The organism is Kitasatospora sp. NPDC001261, assembly GCF_042896795.1.
Classification (GTDB): domain Bacteria; phylum Actinomycetota; class Actinomycetes; order Streptomycetales; family Streptomycetaceae; genus Kitasatospora.
Window position 1 is genome coordinate 102,339 of sequence record NZ_JBIAXP010000018.1, and the last position, 17,260, is coordinate 119,598.

Sequence of the window (17,260 nt, forward strand, 5' to 3'; positions counted from 1 at the left end):
CCCATCTCCGAAGGAGTCCATCAGTGACGGAAGGCACCACCTCCGCCGTCGAGGCCGAGGCCGCCGCCAGCGCCGACGAGAGCCTCATCTCCCGCCTGGAGCAGGAGGGCGACATCGCGGCGGACTACCTGGAGGGTCTGCTCGACATCGCGGACCTCGACGGTGACATCGACATGGACGTCGAGGGCGACCGCGCCCTGGTCTCCATCGTCAGCGACGGCAACGACCGTGCGCTGCAGCGCCTGGTCGGCCAGGACGGCGAGGTGCTGGAGGCCCTCCAGGAGCTGACCCGGTTGGCTGTCCACCGGGAGACCGGCGAGCGCAGCCGCCTCATGCTGGACATTGCCGGCTTCCGGGCCCGCAAGCGCGAGGAGCTGGCGGTGCTCGGCGCCCAGGCCGCCGAGCAGGCCAAGAGCAGCGGCGAGCAGGTCAAGCTGCGGCCGATGACTCCCTTCGAGCGCAAGGTCGTCCACGACGCGGTCGCCGCGGCCGGCCTGCGCAGCGAGTCCGAGGGCGAAGAGCCCCAGCGGTTCGTGGTCGTGCTGCCGGTCTGAGGCCGACAGGTCGACGACCGGCCGCCGCGGCGGCCGGAGAGCTTCACCGGACGCGACCCCGTCCGCCTCGTGCGGGCGGGGTCGTCGTCCCTTCTGGGATGTTTCACGTGAAACAGTGCGTTGAGCGGGTCGGTGGATCCGGGGATCGGAGAGGTCGAGATGGACACGGAGAACGCGGCTGCCGGCCGGCCGGGGGCGGACGTGGACCCGGCCGCTGAGGGGCCGGCCACCGAGCTGGAGCACCCTGGCGAGGCACCGGCTGCCGCCCGGGAGGTCTTCGGGGAGCGCTACGACGCCGCGGTCCGCTACACCGAGCTGCTGGCCACCGCGGGCGTGCAGCGCGGGCTGATCGGGCCCCGCGAGGTGCCCCGGCTCTGGGACCGCCACGTGCTGAACTGCGCGGTGCTGGCCGAGCTGCTGCCCTCCGGCATCACCCTGTGCGACGTCGGCTCCGGGGCCGGCCTGCCGGGCATCCCGGTGGCGCTGGCCCGTCCGGACGTCTCGGTGACGCTGCTGGAGCCGCTGCTGCGCCGGACCACCTTCCTGGAGGAGGTCGTCCGGGAGCTGGGGCTGGACAACGTCACGGTGCTGCGCGGCCGCGCCGAGGAGATGGTCGGCAAGCTCGCGGTGGACGTGGTGACCGCCCGGGCGGTGGCGCCGCTGGAGCGGCTGGCCGGCTGGGGCATGCCGCTGCTGCGCCCGCACGGGCAGATGCTGGCGCTCAAGGGGGACAGCGCGGAGCAGGAGCTGGCCGACTCGCGGGCCGGACTGGCCAAGCTGGGTGCGGTCGAGTGGAGCGTCATCGCCGTCGGCGAGGGCACCCTGGAGACCTCGACCCGGGTGGTCCAGGTGAAGGCGGGGGAGAGCCCCGGCGGGGTGAAGGCGGCCACCCGGCGCGCCAAGGCGGCCCGGGCGGGCCGCACCGCGAGCGTCCGGAACGGCGAGCGCGGCCGGGGCGGACGGCGCCGCGGACGCTGATCGGGCGTGACGTCGGGCACCTGACGACCACGGGCGGACGGTCCTCCTGCGAGGGGGGAACGTCCGCCCGTCGTCGTTCAGGTGTCGGTGGGGTCGACGGCTGGACACCGGAGTGTCGCAACGTCAGATTTCCGGCATAGCGGGCATGGTGTTTCCCGTGAAACGTCGCTCCTTGCTCTCGGGCATCCTCCGCCGTGACCGGGCGGCGACTGTTGCCGCTCCGGTTTCACGTGAAACACTGACCCCCATGCAGGACTCGGAGACCGTCGACCAGATCGATGACACGCCCATCGCGCGGGCCGCCCAGGCCGCGGTCCGGGCGATCGGCCGAGCGGGTGAGGGACTGCCCCGGCCGGCCGCCACCCGGGTGATCGTGGTCGCCAACCAGAAGGGTGGGGTGGGCAAGACCACCACCACCGTGAACATGGCCGCCTCCCTCGCCATGCACGGCCTGCGCGTCCTGGTCGTCGACCTCGACCCGCAGGGCAACGCCTCCACGGCGCTCGGCATCGACCACCACGCCGAGGTGCCGTCCATCTACGACGTCCTGGTGGAGGGCAAGCCGCTGGCCGACGTGGTGCAGCCGGTGCACGACGTCGAGGGGCTGTTCTGCGTCCCCGCCACCATCGACCTGGCCGGCGCCGAGATCGAGCTGGTCTCCCTGGTGGCCCGGGAGAGCCGGCTCCAGCGCGCCATCACCGCCTACGAGCAGCCGCTCGACTACATCCTGATCGACTGTCCGCCCTCGCTGGGCCTGTTGACGGTCAACGCCATGGTCGCCGGCCAGGAGGTGATGATCCCGATCCAGTGCGAGTACTACGCGTTGGAGGGCCTCGGCCAGCTGCTGCGCAACGTCGAGCTGGTGCGCGCGCACCTCAACCCCGCACTGCACGTGTCGACCATCCTGCTCACCATGTACGACGCCCGGACGAGGCTGGCCGCCCAGGTCGCCGAGGAGGTCCGGACCCACTTCCACCAAGAGGTGCTGAGCACGGCGATCCCGCGGTCGGTGCGCATCTCGGAGGCGCCCAGTTACGGGCAGACGGTGCTCACCTACGACCCGGGGTCGACCGGGGCGCTCTCCTACCTGGAGGCCGCCCGCGAGCTCGCGCAGCGTGCGGTGGGCCCGGGCGGCTCACTGGTGGGTCAGCAGCGGGACGGCCAGCAGGGGCACGGCGCCCCGGTGGCACAGCACGGTACGACGGAGGGTCATCAGTGAGTGCTCGCAGGGTTGGTCTGGGTCGAGGGCTGGAGGCGCTGATCCGCCCCGCCGCGCCGGTGGACGGCGGGGTGGAGGCGAAGACTGCGGCAGCCGTGCCCGCACCGGCCCCGGTGACGCCGCTGCCGAGTGTCCGCGGCACGGTGGCGGCCAGGGCGGCCGCCGAGAAGCGGGCCGAGCAGGCGCAGCCGGCCGGCGCGTACTTCGCCGAGCTGCCGCTGGACGCGATCACCCCCAATCCGCGCCAGCCGCGTGAGGTCTTCGACGAGGACAAGCTGGCCGAGCTGGTCACCTCCATCAAGGAGGTCGGTCTGCTCCAGCCGATCGTGGTCCGCCAGGTCGGCGTGGACAGCTTCGAGCTGATCATGGGCGAGCGCCGCTGGCGCGCCTCCCGGGAGGCCGGGCTGGAGCGGATCCCGGCGATCGTCCGGGCCACCGAGGACGACAAGCTGCTGCTGGACGCCCTCCTGGAGAACCTGCACCGCGCCGAGCTGAACCCGGTGGAGGAGGCCGCCGCCTACGACCAGCTGCTGCGGGACTTCTCCTGCACCCACGAGGAGCTGGCCGATCGGATCGGCCGCTCGCGGACGCACGTCTCCAACACCCTGCGGCTGATGAAGCTCCCGCCCTCCGTCCAGACCCGGCTGGTGGCCGGGACGCTGATGGCCGGGCACGCCCGGGCGCTGCTCGGCCTGTCGGACCCGGAGCAGCAGGAGCGGCTGGCCGCGCGGGTGATCGCCGAGGGCCTCACGGTGCGCAACGTCGAGGAGCTCGTCGTGCTGATGCGCTCGGAGGAGCCGGAGCAGCCCAGGCGCCAGGCGCCGAAGGCGGGCAAGCTGAACTCCCCGGCCTTCAACGACCTGGCGAGCCGGCTGTCCGACCGCTTCGACACCCGGGTCAAGGTCGAGGTGTCGCAGCGCGGCGGCAGGCTGGGCAAGGGCAAGGTGGTGCTGGAGTTCGGCTCGGTCGAGGACCTGAACCGGATCCTGGACAGCATGGCCCCGGGGGAGGACGGTCTGCGGCTGTCGCAGGGCTGAGCCGGCCCGGCCGGCCGAGGGCGACGACCCGATGGGTGCGTGTTCCACGTGAGCGCTGTTTCACGTGAAACATGCACCCATCGGCGTTCGTGGGGGAATGCTCGACCGTGAGAGGGAGGAGGAGGTGCGGCCATGGGACGGCGGATCGTTCCGCTGACGCTGGACAACCTCGGGGACCTGCCGGCCGGCTGCCGCTCCTGCGTGTTCTGGGAGCTGGACCCGGTCAGTGCGAAGGAAGCGGTGGAGTCGGGCAAGCCGGAGCTGGAGAAGGAGGGGTGGATCTCCACGGTGCTGCTGGAGTGGGGCTCCTGCGGCCGGATCGTCTACGTGGACGACCGGCCCGCCGGGTTCGTGCTGTACGCGCCGCCCGCCTACGTCCCCCGCTCGCAGTCCTTCCCGACCAGCCCGGTCTCGCCCGACGCCGTTCAGCTGATGGTCAGCCGGGTGCTGCCGGGATACCAGCGCCAGGGGATCGGCCGGGTGCTGGTGCAGACCGTGGCCAAGGACCTGATCGGGCGCGGGGTGCGGGCGATCGAGGCCTTCGGCTCCTCCGGGCGGGCGCCGACCAGTTGCGTGCTGCCGGCCGACCACCTGCTCGCGGTCGGCTTCAGGACCGTCCGCCCGCACTCGCGCTACCCGCGGCTGCGGCTGGAGGCGCGGACCACGCTCTCCTGGCGGGGCGACGTGGAGGGGGCGCTGGAGCGGCTGCTGGGCGGCGGGCGCAAGGAGCCGGTGCTCCCCTTCTAGGGCCCGGAGACGCCCTTCGAGGGGCCGGGAACGACGGAGGCGGGGCTCCCCCCGAGGGGAGCCCCGCCTCCGCGCGGTCGACGACCGGAAGACCTAGATGAAGTCGGCCAGCTCGCGCAGCAGCGCGGCCTTCGGACGGGCACCGGTGATGGACTTCACCGGCTCGCCGCCCTGGTAGACGATCAGGGTCGGGATCGAGATGACGCCGTACTTGGCGGCGGTCGCCTGGTTGGCGTCCACGTCGAGCTTGGCGATGGTCAGCTTGTCGCCGTGCTCGGCCGCGATGTCCTCCAGGACCGGGGCGACCTGGCGGCACGGGCCGCACCAGGTGGCCCAGAAGTCGACCAGTACGGGCTTCTCGCTCTCGAGGACGTCCTTCTCGAACGTCGCGTCGGTGACTGTGGTGGTGGCGCCGGCCACGGGAACTCCTCGGGGTTCGGACGGAGGGGGCTGCTGCCAGGAGAACAACGGGTGGGCCCGTTCTGTTTCTGCCCGGCCGGGGCGGGGGTGTTTCACGTGGAACACCCCCGCGGGTGGAGCGGGAAGGGCTCAGACCGCGACGGCGGCGGCCTTGGCCTCCAGGTCGTCCAGCGCGGCCAGGTAGCGCTCGGCGTCCAGGGCGGAGGAGCAGCCGGTGCCGGCGGCGGTGATGGCCTGGCGGTAGGTGTGGTCGACGACGTCGCCGGCGCCGAACACGCCCGGGATGTTGGTGCGGGTCGAGGGGGCGTCGACCTTGAGGTAGCCCTCGGCGTCGAGGTCCAGCTGGCCCTTGAAGAGCTCGGTGCGCGGGTCGTGGCCGATCGCGATGAACAGGCCGGTGACGGCCAGCTCACGGGTCTCGCCGGTGGTGGTGTCGCGCAGGGTGACGCCGGTCAGCTTCGGGTCGCCGTGGATGGCCTCGACCGCGCTGTCCCACTCGAAGCGGATCTTCGGGTCGGCGAAGGCGCGCTCCTGCATCGCCTTGGAGGCGCGCAGGGAGTCCCGGCGGTGGATGATCGTGACGCTCTTGGCGAAGCGGGAGAGGAAGGTCGCCTCCTCCAGCGCGGTGTCGCCGCCGCCGACCACCGCGATGTCCTGGTCGCGGAAGAAGAAGCCGTCGCAGGTCGCGCACCAGGAGACGCCGCGGCCGGAGAGCTTGTCCTCGTTCGGCAGGCCGAGCTTGCGGTGCTGGGAGCCGGTGGTGACGATCACGGCGCGCGCCTTGTGCACGTTGCCCTCGGAGTCGGTGACGGTCTTGACGTCACCGGTGAGGTCGACCGCGACGATGTCGTCGGGGATCAGCTCGGCGCCGAACTTCTCGGCCTGGGCGCGCATGTTGTCCATCAGCTCGGGGCCCATGACGCCGTCCCGGAAGCCCGGGAAGTTCTCGACCTCGGTGGTGTTCATGAGCGCGCCACCGGCGGTGACGGCCCCCTCGAAGACCAGCGGCTTGAGGGAGGCACGGGCCGTGTAGAGCGCGGCCGTGTACCCGGCCGGGCCGGAACCGATGATGATCACGTTACGGACGTCGCTCACTGCTTCTCCTGGTTCGCATCGCGACCCGCGTTTGCTGCGGGGAGGGCGGTCCTGCTCCGCCGCCCGGGACAACGACTGACCAGTGTCTCGCATTCCCAGGCGGATCAGTACCAGCCGCCCGAAGTCCGGAAGCGGCGTGGCGGAGTTGGCGTGGATCGCATGGAAACCGCCGGTCAGTGGCTGGGAACGGCCTGGTGCAGGACGGTCGGGCCGCAGTCGGGGGAGCGCAGGTAGACGTCGACGAAACCGGGCCGGCCGGGCAGCGGGTAGACCAGGACGTCCACCGGGGCGCCCTGGAAGGTGCCCCGGTCGGTGGCCAGCGGGGTGCCGGAGGCCGGGGCCGGGCAGCCCGGCGCGGTGGGGGAGCCGGTGGGGGAGCCGGCGGGGGAGGGCGGGTCGGACTCCGGCCGGCCGCCGGCGGCGGGCAGGGCGCCCTCGGACATGGCGGGCCCGGTGGCCCGCAGCCCCGGGACGTTCTCCGAGCGGGCCAGCAACCGCTGGACCTGGGTGGCGAGTTCGTCCTCGCGGTAGTCGGTGCCGGCGGCCGTGTGCGGGGCCCGGGCGTCGTGGCTGTCGGCGGTGGCGGTCGGGGCGCCGCCCGCGCTGGCCGTCACCGTGCCGGACCGGTCGTCGGGCTGCAGCAGCAGCGCCCCGCCGAGTCCGAGGGCGGCCAGGGCGGCGGCCGTGCCGATCAGCAGGGCGAACCGCCGCCGCCGGGGGCGGCCGGGGCCGGTGGCCGGGCCGGACCGGCCGGCGGGACGCCCCGCGGGCCTGGAGAGCGGGGCGGAGGACGGCGTGAGGGGCGCCGTGGCGGTGCGTACGGGCCGGGCCGGGGCCTCGGGTCGACGGTCGGCCGCGGGGGCCTCCTGCGGCCGCTCGACGGCCTCGCCGGCGCTCCCGGCGGCTTCGGTGACGGCCGCGGCGAGTGCCGCGTCCAGCCGGGCGGCGACGTCGGCCGGCATCGGCGGGGTCTCGACGTCGCCGAGCAGGGCCCGGACCTCGGCGAGCGCGTCGACGGTCTCCCGGCACTCGGCGCAGCCGTCCAGGTGCCGCCGCAGCGCCTCGACGGTGGAAGGGGAGTCGACCAGGCCCTCGGCGAGGTCGGCCAGCTGCTCGACCGGGGGGTGGTCGTCGGCGGGGTCGGGGAAGGAGGGATGGGCGTTCATCGGGTGCTCACGTCTCCTTCCAGCATCGTCCGACCGGTGCTCTGCCCCGTCCCTGTGCCGGTGCTCGGCCCCGTCCCTGTGACGGAGCCGGGGCGCTTCGGGTTCCCGGGGGTGTCCCGGCGCGGCGGGGCCGAGCCGGGGGCGGGCGGTGTTTCACGTGAAACATCGGGCTCGCGCAGGTGCCGGACCAGGGGGAGGAGCCGGGCCCGGCCGCGTGCGCAGCGGCTCTTCACCGTGCCCACCGGGACGCCCAGCAGCTCGGCGGCCTCGGCCACCGGGTAGCCCTGCATGTCGACCAGCACCAGGGCGGCCCGCTGTTCGGCGGGCAGTTCGGCGAGCGCCGCGGTCAGCTCCCGGTGCAGCTCGGCCCGGACCACCGGGGAGTCGGCCGGCTCGGCGGCGCCGACCAGGGTGTCCAGCCGCTGCGGGTCATCGTCGAGCGGGGTGGTGCGCCGGGTGGCGCTGCGCCGGGCGCGGTCCAGGCAGGCGTTGACCACGATCCGGTGCAGCCAGGTGGTGACCGCCGAGCGGCCCTGGAAGCCGGCGGCGGCGCGGAAGGCGGACACCAAGGCGTCCTGGAGCGCGTCGGCGGCCTCCTCGCGGTCGCCCAGGGTGCGCAGGGCGACCGCCCAGAGCCGGTCGCGGTGGCGGTCCACCAGCAGGCCGAAGGCCGCCGGGTCGCCGGCGACGTGCCGGGCGAGCAGCGCCGCGTCGTCGTCCGCCACCGTGACCCCCCTCTGCCGTCGTGCCGTCGTGCCGGGGCCGTCCGCCCCGGGTCAGCCGGAGACCTTGACCTCGGCGACGTGGCCCCGGTACTTGCCGTCGGCATCCTTCGCCAGACCGGTCAGCCAGATCAAGAGGTACCGCGTGGTGGTCGGGGAGTCGAGGGCGTACTCGACATTGGTCCCGGTCTTCTTGCCCACGACGGTGAAGGCGTCCGGCTTGGCCTGCAGCGGGTTGCCGGCGGCGGCCGCGGTGGGCACCCGCAGCTCCGCGGACTGCTCGCCGCCGGAGAACAGGACGCTCACCGACGAGACCGGCTGCGGTGAGCCGAGGTCGATCAGCAGACCGGTGCCGGACTTGAGCGCGGGCGGCTTGGGCCCGAGCTGGTCGACGTACCAGCCGGTGGTCCAGGAGGTGTTCGCGTCGTTGTCGATCGCCTTCCCGATGCTCTCGGTGCCCTCGGGCCCGTCGCCCAGCGGGTTGTACGACTGCGCCTCCTTGATGGCGATCGACACCGGGTTGTGGGTGCTCGCCTGGGGGCTCGGCGCGGTGCTGCTGGCCGAGGTCAGCGGGGACGCGGTGGCCGCCCCGGTGTGGCGCAGGCTGTCGACGAACTGCCAGGAGGCGACGCCGATCGCGCCCAGCGCGACCGTCCACGCGGTGGCCTTGACCACCCGGCGCAGCCGCCGCCGGGTGCGGGTGCGCCGGGAGGGGGCCGGGCGGGAGGAGGCCGGCAGCGGGGAGACGGTGGTGTCGGCGACCCGGGTCGGGTTGGGCGCGGTGGGCAGCGCGTGGGTGTTGTGCCGGGGCGGGGCCGGGAAGGCGGGCAGCTCCGGCGCGGGCTGGCGGATCTTGGGCAGCTTGGCGATCGCCCGGACCAGTTCCTCCGGGGTGGTGATCGGCTGGGCGTGGTGCGGCGGCTGGTCGAACAGGGCCCGCGCGGCGAGCTCGGACAGGCCCTTGTGGACCCCGGCGCGGACCTGGTCCGGCGCGGCGTTCTGGAGGCCCTTGGGCAGGCCCTGGAGGTCGTAGCGGTCCTCCGGGTACGGCCAGCGGTGGGTGAGCGCGGCGAACAGCAGTGCGCCGATCGCGCGGGTGTCGGCCCGCTGGGCGTCCTCGGCGTCCTCGGCGGGCAGCCCGCGCAGGGCGGCGTCCACCGCGATGCCGTTGATCCGGTACTGGCCGCTGTCGGTGCGCAGCACGCAGCGCGGGGTGAGCCGCAGGTGGGCCTGGCCGCGCCGGTGGGCGGCCGCGACGGCGTCGGCGACCTGGCGGACCATCTGGTACGCCTCGTGCGGCTCCATCGGGCCGTTGGCGAGCAGCCTGGCCAGGTCGGAGGAGTGCGGCAGCCACTCCCGCACGACGTAGACCAGCTCGCCCTCGTGGACGGCGTCCAGCACCTGGACGAAGCGCGGGTCGCCGAGCAGGGCGGCGGACTTGGCCGCGGCCAGCACCTTGCGGGCCCGCTGGTGACCGGAGGCCATCAGGTGGACGCCGACCGCCCGGCGCAGCTTCTCGTCGACGGCGCGCCAGCTGCTGAAGGTCTCGGTCTGGGAGATGCACTCCTCCAGCCGGTACCGGTGGCCGATCATGTCCCCGCTGCGGCGCTGCGGGGCGGGGAGGGTGCGCGGGAGGGTGGCGGTGTCGCGCGGGTCGACCGTGGGCTGCGGGTCGGTGGGGCGGCGCGCGGGGCGGGTGGGCTCGGGGGCGGGCTTCTTCCGGGGGGACCCGGCGGCCAGTTCGGCGCGCAGCTCCTGGACCGACAGCGGGGCGGTGATCTCCGAGGTCTCCTCGCCGGCGGCGGGCTCCGGGCCCGCGGCCGGCGCGTCGTCGCGGTCCCGGTCCTCGCCCCGGCCCTTCTCCCCGTCCTGGTCGGTGTTCTCGTCCGCGTCGGGGCGCCCGGGGGCGGCGGCAGCGGTGGGGGCGGCGGGGGCGCCCTCGCGGGCGTCCGCGGAGGTGCTCTCGCCGGCGTCGTCCGAGCCCGCGAGCTCGTCGATCGCCGCGGCCAGCGCGGCCTCGTCCGTCGCCGCGTCAGCTGCTGACGTGTCGACGACCGCCTTGGTGCCATCAGCCACCGTGGTCCTGCCTCCCCTTGTGTCGCCGCGGCTTGAGAGAGTCGCTGGAGCCCTAGGGTCGGCGGCCCTGTGCTCCAGGACAATTGTGCCCACTCTTCTCCACCGGGTACGACCGCTGAGACGTCCGCTCGGTTGCATACGGGTGGAGAGATGTGGTGCAGATCCGACACCTGGTCGCCATCCGGCGGTCGGGCGGACCCGAACCAACCGGTGGCCCAGCACTCGGCCGGACGAGCGGAGGAGCCTTCTGCTCCGGTTGACGCCCGGTCAGGGCGCCCGCTCGTCCGGCCGGTGGTCGGGCGGTCAGCGGCCCAGTCGGCCGCGGACCATGCCCAGCATGGAGTTCAGCTCCTCGATCCGCAGGCGCTTCGCGATGAGCACGAAGACCGCCAGCTGGAGGCCGCCGGCCACGACCAGGGCCGCCACGCTGCCCGGCCAGCCGCCGAGCACCTGCTGGACGCCCAGGCTGGCGCCGAGGCCGACCAGGGCGGCCGGGACGCAGGCGGCGGCCAGCCGGCTGTACGTCCGGCCGATCCGCTTGGTGTCCAGCCCGCCGATCCGCTTCTTCAGCTTCGGCATCGCGACCATCACCCCGATGGCGTAGGCCAGGCCGTAGCCGAAGGCGAGGCCGGTCACCGTCCACTCGGAGGGCAGCACCAGCCAGCACAGCAGCGCGAAGCCGGCCTGGCAGGCGGCGACCCAGACGGTGTTGTAGAACGGCGTCCGGGTGTCCTCGTAGGCGTAGAAGCCGCGCAGCATCACGTACTGGGCGGAGTACGGGATCAGGCCCAGCGCGAACGCGGAGAGCATCAGACCGACGTTGGTGGCGTCGTTCAGGACGGTGTCGTTGCCGCCGATCGCGTAGATCGCCCGGCCGACCACCGGGCCGAGCGACAGGAACAGGAAGGCCGCCGGGACGACCGCCACCGCGGTGGTGCGCAGACCGTAGGAGATGTCGTCGCGTACGGCACCGGCGTCCTCGTCGGCCGCCGCCCGGGAGAGCCGGGGGAGCACCGCGCTCATGATCGAGACCGTGATCACGGCCTGCGGGAGCTGCCAGATCAGCAGCGCGTTGGAGAACGCGGCCAGGCCGACGCCGTTGTGGCCGGCCGCCGCCGCGGCGGCGCCCGCCTTGGTGGACAGCTGGGTGATCACCAGGTAGCCGGCCTGGTTGGCGAGCACGAAGAAGAACGTCCACTTGGCCAGCCGGGCGGCCTTGCCCAGGCCGTGGCCGCGCCAGTCGAAGCGGGGCCGGAAGCGGAACCCGGCGGCCCGCAGGTACGGGATCATCGCCAGCGACTGGACGCCCAGACCGATCAGGGTGCCGAGGCCGAGCAGCCGCACGCCCTCGGGGGAGATGCCCTCCGGGGTGACCTGGGTGGTGCCGAACCCGCCGTAGACCCAGATGTAGGCGGAGAAGGTGAAGATGACCACGATGTTGTTCAGGACCGGCGTCCACATCATCGCGCCGAAGCGGCCGCGGGCGTTGAGGATCTGGCCCATCACCACGTGGATGCCCATGAAGAAGATGGTCGGCAGGCAGTAGCGGGCCATCGCCACCGTGGTCTCGGCGCGCTCCGGGTTGGCCATCATCGGCTGGGCGATCAGCCGCACCAGCACGGGCGCCCCGAGCACCGCCAGGAAGACCACGCCGCCGAGCCCGACCATCACCAGGGTGAGCAGCCGGTTGGCGTACGCGGTGCCGCCGTCCTCGTCGTTCTTCATGCTGCGCACCAGCTGCGGCACGAAGACCGCGTTCAGCGCGCCGCCGCCGATCAGGATGTACAGCAGGGTCGGCAGGGTGTTCGCGGCGTTGTACGAGTCACCCATGATGCCGACGCCGATGGCCGCGGTGATCACCATGGTCCGGACGAAGCCGGTGCCGCGGGAGACCAGCGTGCCGGCCGCCATGATCGCGCTGGAGTTCAGCAGGTTGGAGACCTTGCCGCCGCCGGCCGCCTTGCCGGGCTCGGCGGCGGGGGCGGGCGCCTGCTCGGCGGCCCGCTCCTCGGCGACGATGTCCGCCAGCGGCTCGACCGCCGGGGGCACCGCGACGGCGGCCACCTGCATGGTGGCCTCCGCCTCGGAGAGCGGCGGGTCGAACTCGATCGGCGGCACGAAGTGCTGCTGCCCGCCCGGAGCGGCGCCGTACGGGGGCTGCCCCGGGTGGCCGCCCATCGGCGGGTACGGCGCGGGGCCGGGCGGAGGGCCGGGCTGGGGGGCCGGGGCGGGCTGCGGGACCGGCGGCTGGACCGCGGCCTGCGCCTCGCGGCCGCCGAACAGGCCGTCCACCCCGACGTACTCGGTGGTCTCGGTGTCCCAGGCGGAGTGCGCCGGGCCGGGCTGCCACTGCTGCCGGGGCTGCTCGACGCCGCCCCAGTGGCCGCCGGCGGCCTGCGCCGGGGCCGGCTCCTGCGGCCAGGCGGGCTGCACCGGGGTGTCCCAGCCGGGCTGCACCGGCGGCACCGGGGCCCCGAAGTGCTCCGGGGCCTGGTACGGGGTCGGCGGCACCGGCGTCGGGTAGCCGACGCCCTGCGGCGGCAGCTGCGGCGGCACGTCGTACGCGGCGGCCGGCGGCTGGGGCGCGGCGGGCCGACCGGCCCGCAGACCGTACGGGTCCTGGCCGTCCTGGGGGTTCCCGTACGCGTCCACCGCGTACGGGTCCTGGGCGTAGGTGTCGGCCACGTACCAGTCGCCGGACGGCGACTCGGCGCCCGGCCGGCTCTCACCGCGGCCCGACGGCCGCTCCTCGCTGCGCCCGGTCATGTCACCTCTTCGCTGTCGTGGGGGGAGGCCGGCCCGGCAAGGCAGGGGGTCGGCGGTATCAAGGACCAACCTTCTCATCACCGGCGGCCCGATCCCGGCCATCCGGGCTGCTGCCACGCGGTGTCTGCGCGGGACCGTCACCAGGGGTGTCGTCCGTCCCGTCGGTCCCGTCCGCCGCCGGGGCCCCCTCCGCGGTGTCCTCCGCCGGGGCCCGCGGGGCGGGCTCCGCCGCCGCGGCGCCGCCCGCGGCCGGGGCGTCCCCGAGCGGGGCGTCGCCGACCGGCTGGTCGCCGTCCTCGTGCGGCTGCCCGCCGAGGCGCTTGCGCTGGCGCACGAAGCGCAGCGCGGCCAGCAGCAGCAGGACGCCGGCGCCCGCGAAGACGTACAGCACGCCGTTGGTCACCGAGGTGACCTCCACCGTGAACTTCTGCGCCTCGCCGTACGGCCGGGAGTCGGGGCCGGTGGTCCACAGCTGGGCGGTCATCGCGACCGGCCCGTTGTTGTGCGCCTCGGCGTTGAAGCGCAGCGTCACGCTCTGCGAGGCCGGGAGGACCAGCTCCTCCTCCTTGCTCACCCGCAGCCTGTTCGGCTGGGCCGAGGTGAGCACCAGCTTCAGGTTGGTGACCGTCTGGGTCAGGTCGTTGCGGACGCTGACCTGGAGCAGGCCGGACTCGCCGGCCAGGGTGACCACGTTCTTCCTCGGCACCTGGACGGCCTTGGTGAGCTCCTTCAGGTACCCCGTGACGCCGGCCCGGTAGGTGCTCCCGGCCGGCGGCTGGCTGCGCCACTCGGTGGACAGCGAGCGGACCATCGCGGCGCTGAACGGGCCGCGCACCCGCTGCGGCAGGGTGAGCACCCGCATCAGGGTGTCCAGGTCGTGCTGGATGTCGTCGGTGCGGCTCAGGTCGGCCGCCGGCAGCTCCGAGGCGCGGATCTGGGTCGGGTAGTCGGTGGGCGCCGGGACGGCGGTGTTGGCCTTCGGGTCGGCCGCGGACTGGGCCACCGCGTCCAGCTTGACCGAGGAGATCCACTTGCCGTCCGCCGTCTGGAGGGCGTTCGCCAGCGCCTTGGCGCCGGCGGTGCTCAGCTCGCGGGGCGGCAGGACGAGCAGCCCGCGCTGGTTCTGCGGCTGCTCGTGGGTGATCGCGAAGGTCTCGGCGAGGAAGCGCTGGGTGGCGTCGGTCTGCGCCTGCGGGCTGCTCAGGTCCTTGTCGAAGAGCGCGGAGACGGTCTCGTCGGCCACCACGGCGCTCTGCCCGCTGCCGATCGGGCGGACCGCGGTCGGGGTGTAGGTGAGCGAGTCCGGCTCCGGCATGCTCGCGCCGTCGACCAGCACCAGCCCGTTGCCGGACTGCTGGGCGAGGGCGGCGATCTGCTGGTCGAGGTAGCCCCGGTACGGCCAGGCGACGTCCGAGCGGGTGTCCACGGAGAGCCGGCCCTCGACGGTCAGCCGGCCGGCGGTGGACGCCTTGCTCAGTGCGGTGGTCATCCCGGCCAGGTCGGAGCCGTTGTGGGCGATCGAGGCGAGGTCCGGGTCGGCGTACGGCAGCGAGACCACCTGGCTGCCCGGCTTGGCGACGGCGGCCCGCAGCTTGTCCAGCCAGGCGACGGCGGCGGCCGAGGCGGGCACCTGGACGGTGTTGTCGTCCTTGGCGGACTTGCCCGCGGCCTCGGTGCCCGGCTTCTGCACCCGGTAGGGCTTGGTCATCGCGAGCGCGGCGTCCAGCAGGTCCGGGTCGATCACCCAGGTCAGGCCGTTCAGCTTCGCGCCGGTGTCGACCAGCTCGTACAGCCGGCCGCCCGGGGCGAACTCGCCGGCCAGGCTGTCGTCGCGCAGCACCGGGGTCGGCTGGTCGCTGTTGTCGGCGGTGGTCTGGGCGGCCAGCACCGGCGCGTGCACCAGCGGCCAGATCGTGGCGACCTTCGTCGGCTGCGCCTCGGCGCCGCCCGGGTTGTACGGCAGGAAGGTCCGGGCGATGCCCAGGGCGCGGTCGCGCGGGTTGTCGCCGGTCCCGCCCCAGGCGTCCACCGCGAGCTCGTACGCGCCGCTCGCGGAGAAGCCGAGGTCGCTCACCGCGACGCTCAGGGTGTACGGCTGGCTCTGCCCCGGGTTCAGCTCCGGCAGGGCGTACTGCGGGCTGTCCAGCTCCACGCCGTCCTTGCTGTCCGGCGTGGAGCGGTCGGCCACGTTGGCCAGGTCGCTGCGCCGGTCCAGCGGTTTGCCGGAGTACGGCTTGCGGACGGCCGCGTGGGCGCCCTTGATCGCCGACTTGCCGGCGTTGGTGACCTGGCCGGTGATCGTCACGATCCCGCCCGGGGCGGCCACCTGCGGGTTCAGCGTGTCGATGGTCATCACCACCGGGTACTCGGCCGTGGCGGTGGAGTCGCCGGCCGGCCGGACGTTGCCGCCGGCGGGCAGCGCACCGGCCGGGGAGGCCGTGAAGAGGGCCAGGGCGGCCGCGCAGGCGGCGGCCAGGCGCCGGCCCGCACGGCGGGCCGGATGGCGCCCCCCGGCGGGGCGCTCGGCCCGTCCAGGCTGTCGGTGCGCCCCCAGGCCCGAGTGCCGTGCCGGCTCACTCACTCGCTTCGCCCTCGCCGTTCTCGATCGTTCGCTGCTGATGCTGTCCGTCCGGCGCGGTCCGCCCGACGGTCTTCGCTTGACTCTGGTGGAGCTCTTCGCCCGACGCCGTCGCCGCACCGCTGCCACGGGGATCCCGCGGACGGCGGCGGCGCGCGGCACCGCATCCCCTGTCCGGTGCCCGAGACTCGTCCACCGGCATGGTAACGATGCAGCCCGCGGCGCAGTGTTGCGGGCTGTGGGGTGAGACGCCCAGAACGCGCGGGCGGTTGACCTGTCGGGGCACGTACCCTTGTGAGCCGTGTCCACTGCCAATGAGCCCACCGCGCGCACCGACCGTTCCAGCACCGACGTCCAGGTCGTCCCAGGGCTGAGCGAGGCCCAGACGCTCGGCCTCCAAGAGCTGCTGCGGGTGTCGCCGGTCGCCGACGAGATCGCCAGCCGGTTCCAGGCGGCCGGTCACCGGCTGGCGCTGGTCGGCGGGTCCGTCCGGGACGCGCTGCTCGGCCGGCTCGGCAACGACCTGGACTTCACCACCGACGCCCGTCCGCAGCAGGTGCTCAAGCTGGTCAAGGGCTGGGCGGACGCGGTCTGGGACGTCGGCATCGCCTTCGGCACGGTCGGCGCCCGCAAGGACACCCCCGAGGGCTCCTTCCTGATCGAGATCACCACCTACCGCTCCGAGGCGTACGACCGCACCTCGCGCAAGCCCGAGGTCAGCTACGGCGACACCATCGGGGAGGACCTGGTCCGCCGGGACTTCACGGTCAACGCGATGGCCGTCGACCTGCCCGGCCGCGGCTTCGTCGACCCGCACCACGGCCTGGAGGACCTGGAGGCCCGGGTGCTGCGCACCCCCGCCACCCCCGAGGAGTCCTTCTCCGACGACCCGCTGCGGATGATGCGGGCCGCCCGCTTCGCCGCCCAGCTGGACTTCGACCCGGCGCCCGAGGTGGTCGCCGCGATGACCGCGATGGCCGAGCGGCTCACCATCGTCTCCGCCGAGCGGATCCAGGCCGAGCTGAACAAGCTGCTGCTGGCCAAGCACCCGGTGAAGGGCCTGCGGCTGCTGGTCGACACCGGCCTGGCCGGGTACGTGCTGCCGGAGCTGCCCGCGCTGCGGCTGGAGCGGGACGAGCACCACCGGCACAAGGACGTCTACGAGCACTCGCTGACCGTCCTGGAGCAGGCCATCGACCTGGAGCAGGACGGCCCGGACCTCACCCTGCGGCTGGCCGCGCTGCTGCACGACATCGGCAAGCCGCGCACCCGCCGCTTCGAGTCGGACGGCCGGGTCTCCTTCCACCACCACGAGGTGGTCGGCGCCAAGATGACCCGCAAGCGGATGCGCGAGCTCAAGTACTCCAAGGAGCTCACCGAGGACGTCTCGCGCCTGGTCGAGCTGCACCTGCGCTTCCACGGCTACGGCGGCGGCGAGTGGACCGACTCCGCGGTGCGCCGCTACATCACCGACGCCGGGCCGCTGCTGGAGCGCCTGCACAAGCTGACCCGCTCCGACTGCACCACCCGCAACAAGAAGAAGGCGGCCGCGCTCTCCCGCACCTACGACGGCCTGGAGACCCGGATCGGCGAGCTGAAGGAGCAGGAGCAGCTGGACGCCGTCCGCCCGGCGCTGGACGGCAACCAGATCATGGAGCTGCTCGGCCTCAAGCCCGGCCCGCAGGTCGGCAAGGCGTACAAGCACATGCTCGAACTCCGGCTGGAGCACGGCCCGATGGAGCACGACGAGGCGGTCGGGGCGCTGCGGGCCTGGTGGGCCGAGCAGCAGGGCTGAGCCCGGCTCCGGACGGCGCGACGGCGCCACGGGAGCTCCGGGTACGACGAGAGGGGTGGGGGCCGCCCCCCCCCCGGGGGCCCCCCCCCCCCCACACCCCCCCCGAA

At 74.0% G+C, this 17,260-nt stretch carries 13 protein-coding genes; 6 read left to right on the forward strand and 7 right to left on the reverse strand.

All coding sequences use genetic code 11. The annotated features are described in order from the left end of the window. Nucleotides 1-23: 23 nt before the first annotated feature. The 5 genes from ACFY4B_RS24295 to ACFY4B_RS24315 all read left to right on the forward strand — a co-directional run bounded on the left by ACFY4B_RS24295 (nt 24) and on the right by ACFY4B_RS24315 (nt 4,535). Nucleotides 24-554, forward strand: a complete 531-nt coding sequence (locus tag ACFY4B_RS24295; RefSeq protein WP_049655854.1) for a R3H domain-containing nucleic acid-binding protein — start codon at nt 24-26, stop codon at nt 552-554. A 159-nt stretch (nt 555-713) separates the two neighbouring features. Further along, the gene (gene rsmG / locus ACFY4B_RS24300; protein WP_079271995.1) at nt 714-1,532 is read left to right on the forward strand and encodes a 16S rRNA (guanine(527)-N(7))-methyltransferase RsmG; all 819 of its coding nucleotides are present in this window, start codon (nt 714-716) and stop codon (nt 1,530-1,532) included. Nucleotides 1,533-1,779: 247 nt separating this feature from the next. Further along, complete coding sequence (locus ACFY4B_RS24305; RefSeq protein WP_234348544.1) at nt 1,780-2,751, forward strand: ParA family protein; 972 nt, start codon at nt 1,780-1,782, stop codon at nt 2,749-2,751. After that, a complete protein-coding gene (locus ACFY4B_RS24310; protein WP_074001897.1) occupies nt 2,748-3,788 on the forward strand; it encodes a ParB/RepB/Spo0J family partition protein in 1,041 nt (346 codons plus the stop codon). Before ACFY4B_RS24305 ends, ACFY4B_RS24310 begins: the two co-directional genes overlap by 4 nt. A 132-nt stretch (nt 3,789-3,920) precedes the next feature. Further along, nucleotides 3,921-4,535 carry a GNAT family N-acetyltransferase gene (locus tag ACFY4B_RS24315; protein WP_049655856.1) on the forward strand — a complete coding sequence of 205 codons (615 nt, stop codon included), beginning with the start codon at nt 3,921-3,923 and terminating at the stop codon, nt 4,533-4,535. 93 nt (nt 4,536-4,628) lie between these two features. Here ACFY4B_RS24315 and trxA read toward each other — a convergent pair whose 3' ends face one another. The 7 genes from trxA to ACFY4B_RS24350 form a co-directional block, all read right to left on the reverse strand. Continuing rightward, nucleotides 4,629-4,955 (reverse strand): thioredoxin, encoded by a 327-nt coding sequence (gene trxA, locus ACFY4B_RS24320; protein ID WP_049655857.1) that lies wholly within the window; start codon nt 4,953-4,955, stop codon nt 4,629-4,631. A gap of 129 nt (nt 4,956-5,084) precedes the next feature. Further along, nucleotides 5,085-6,050 (reverse strand): thioredoxin-disulfide reductase, encoded by a 966-nt coding sequence (gene trxB / locus ACFY4B_RS24325; protein WP_049655859.1) that lies wholly within the window; start codon nt 6,048-6,050, stop codon nt 5,085-5,087. Between the two features lie 173 nt (nt 6,051-6,223). Next, the gene (locus tag ACFY4B_RS24330; protein WP_387970918.1) at nt 6,224-7,216 is read right to left on the reverse strand and encodes a hypothetical protein; all 993 of its coding nucleotides are present in this window, start codon (nt 7,214-7,216) and stop codon (nt 6,224-6,226) included. Then, entirely contained in the window at nt 7,213-7,941 is a 729-nt protein-coding gene (gene sigM, locus ACFY4B_RS24335) for an RNA polymerase sigma factor SigM (protein WP_241852816.1), read from the reverse strand. The genes ACFY4B_RS24330 and sigM overlap by 4 nt, the downstream gene beginning before the upstream one ends. A 51-nt stretch (nt 7,942-7,992) precedes the next feature. Beyond that, nucleotides 7,993-10,014 (reverse strand): serine/threonine protein kinase, encoded by a 2,022-nt coding sequence (locus ACFY4B_RS24340; RefSeq protein WP_380779734.1) that lies wholly within the window; start codon nt 10,012-10,014, stop codon nt 7,993-7,995. Nucleotides 10,015-10,317: 303 nt separating this feature from the next. Beyond that, nucleotides 10,318-12,780 (reverse strand): murein biosynthesis integral membrane protein MurJ, encoded by a 2,463-nt coding sequence (murJ, locus tag ACFY4B_RS24345; protein ID WP_117488736.1) that lies wholly within the window; start codon nt 12,778-12,780, stop codon nt 10,318-10,320. Between the two features lie 58 nt (nt 12,781-12,838). Continuing rightward, a complete protein-coding gene (locus ACFY4B_RS24350; RefSeq protein ID WP_387970922.1) occupies nt 12,839-15,361 on the reverse strand; it encodes a DUF6049 family protein in 2,523 nt (840 codons plus the stop codon). A 367-nt stretch (nt 15,362-15,728) separates the two neighbouring features. On the opposite strand from ACFY4B_RS24350, the gene ACFY4B_RS24355 reads away from it, so the two are divergent. Further along, entirely contained in the window at nt 15,729-17,153 is a 1,425-nt protein-coding gene (locus ACFY4B_RS24355) for a CCA tRNA nucleotidyltransferase (protein ID WP_049659839.1), read from the forward strand. Nucleotides 17,154-17,260: the final 107 nt, after the last annotated feature.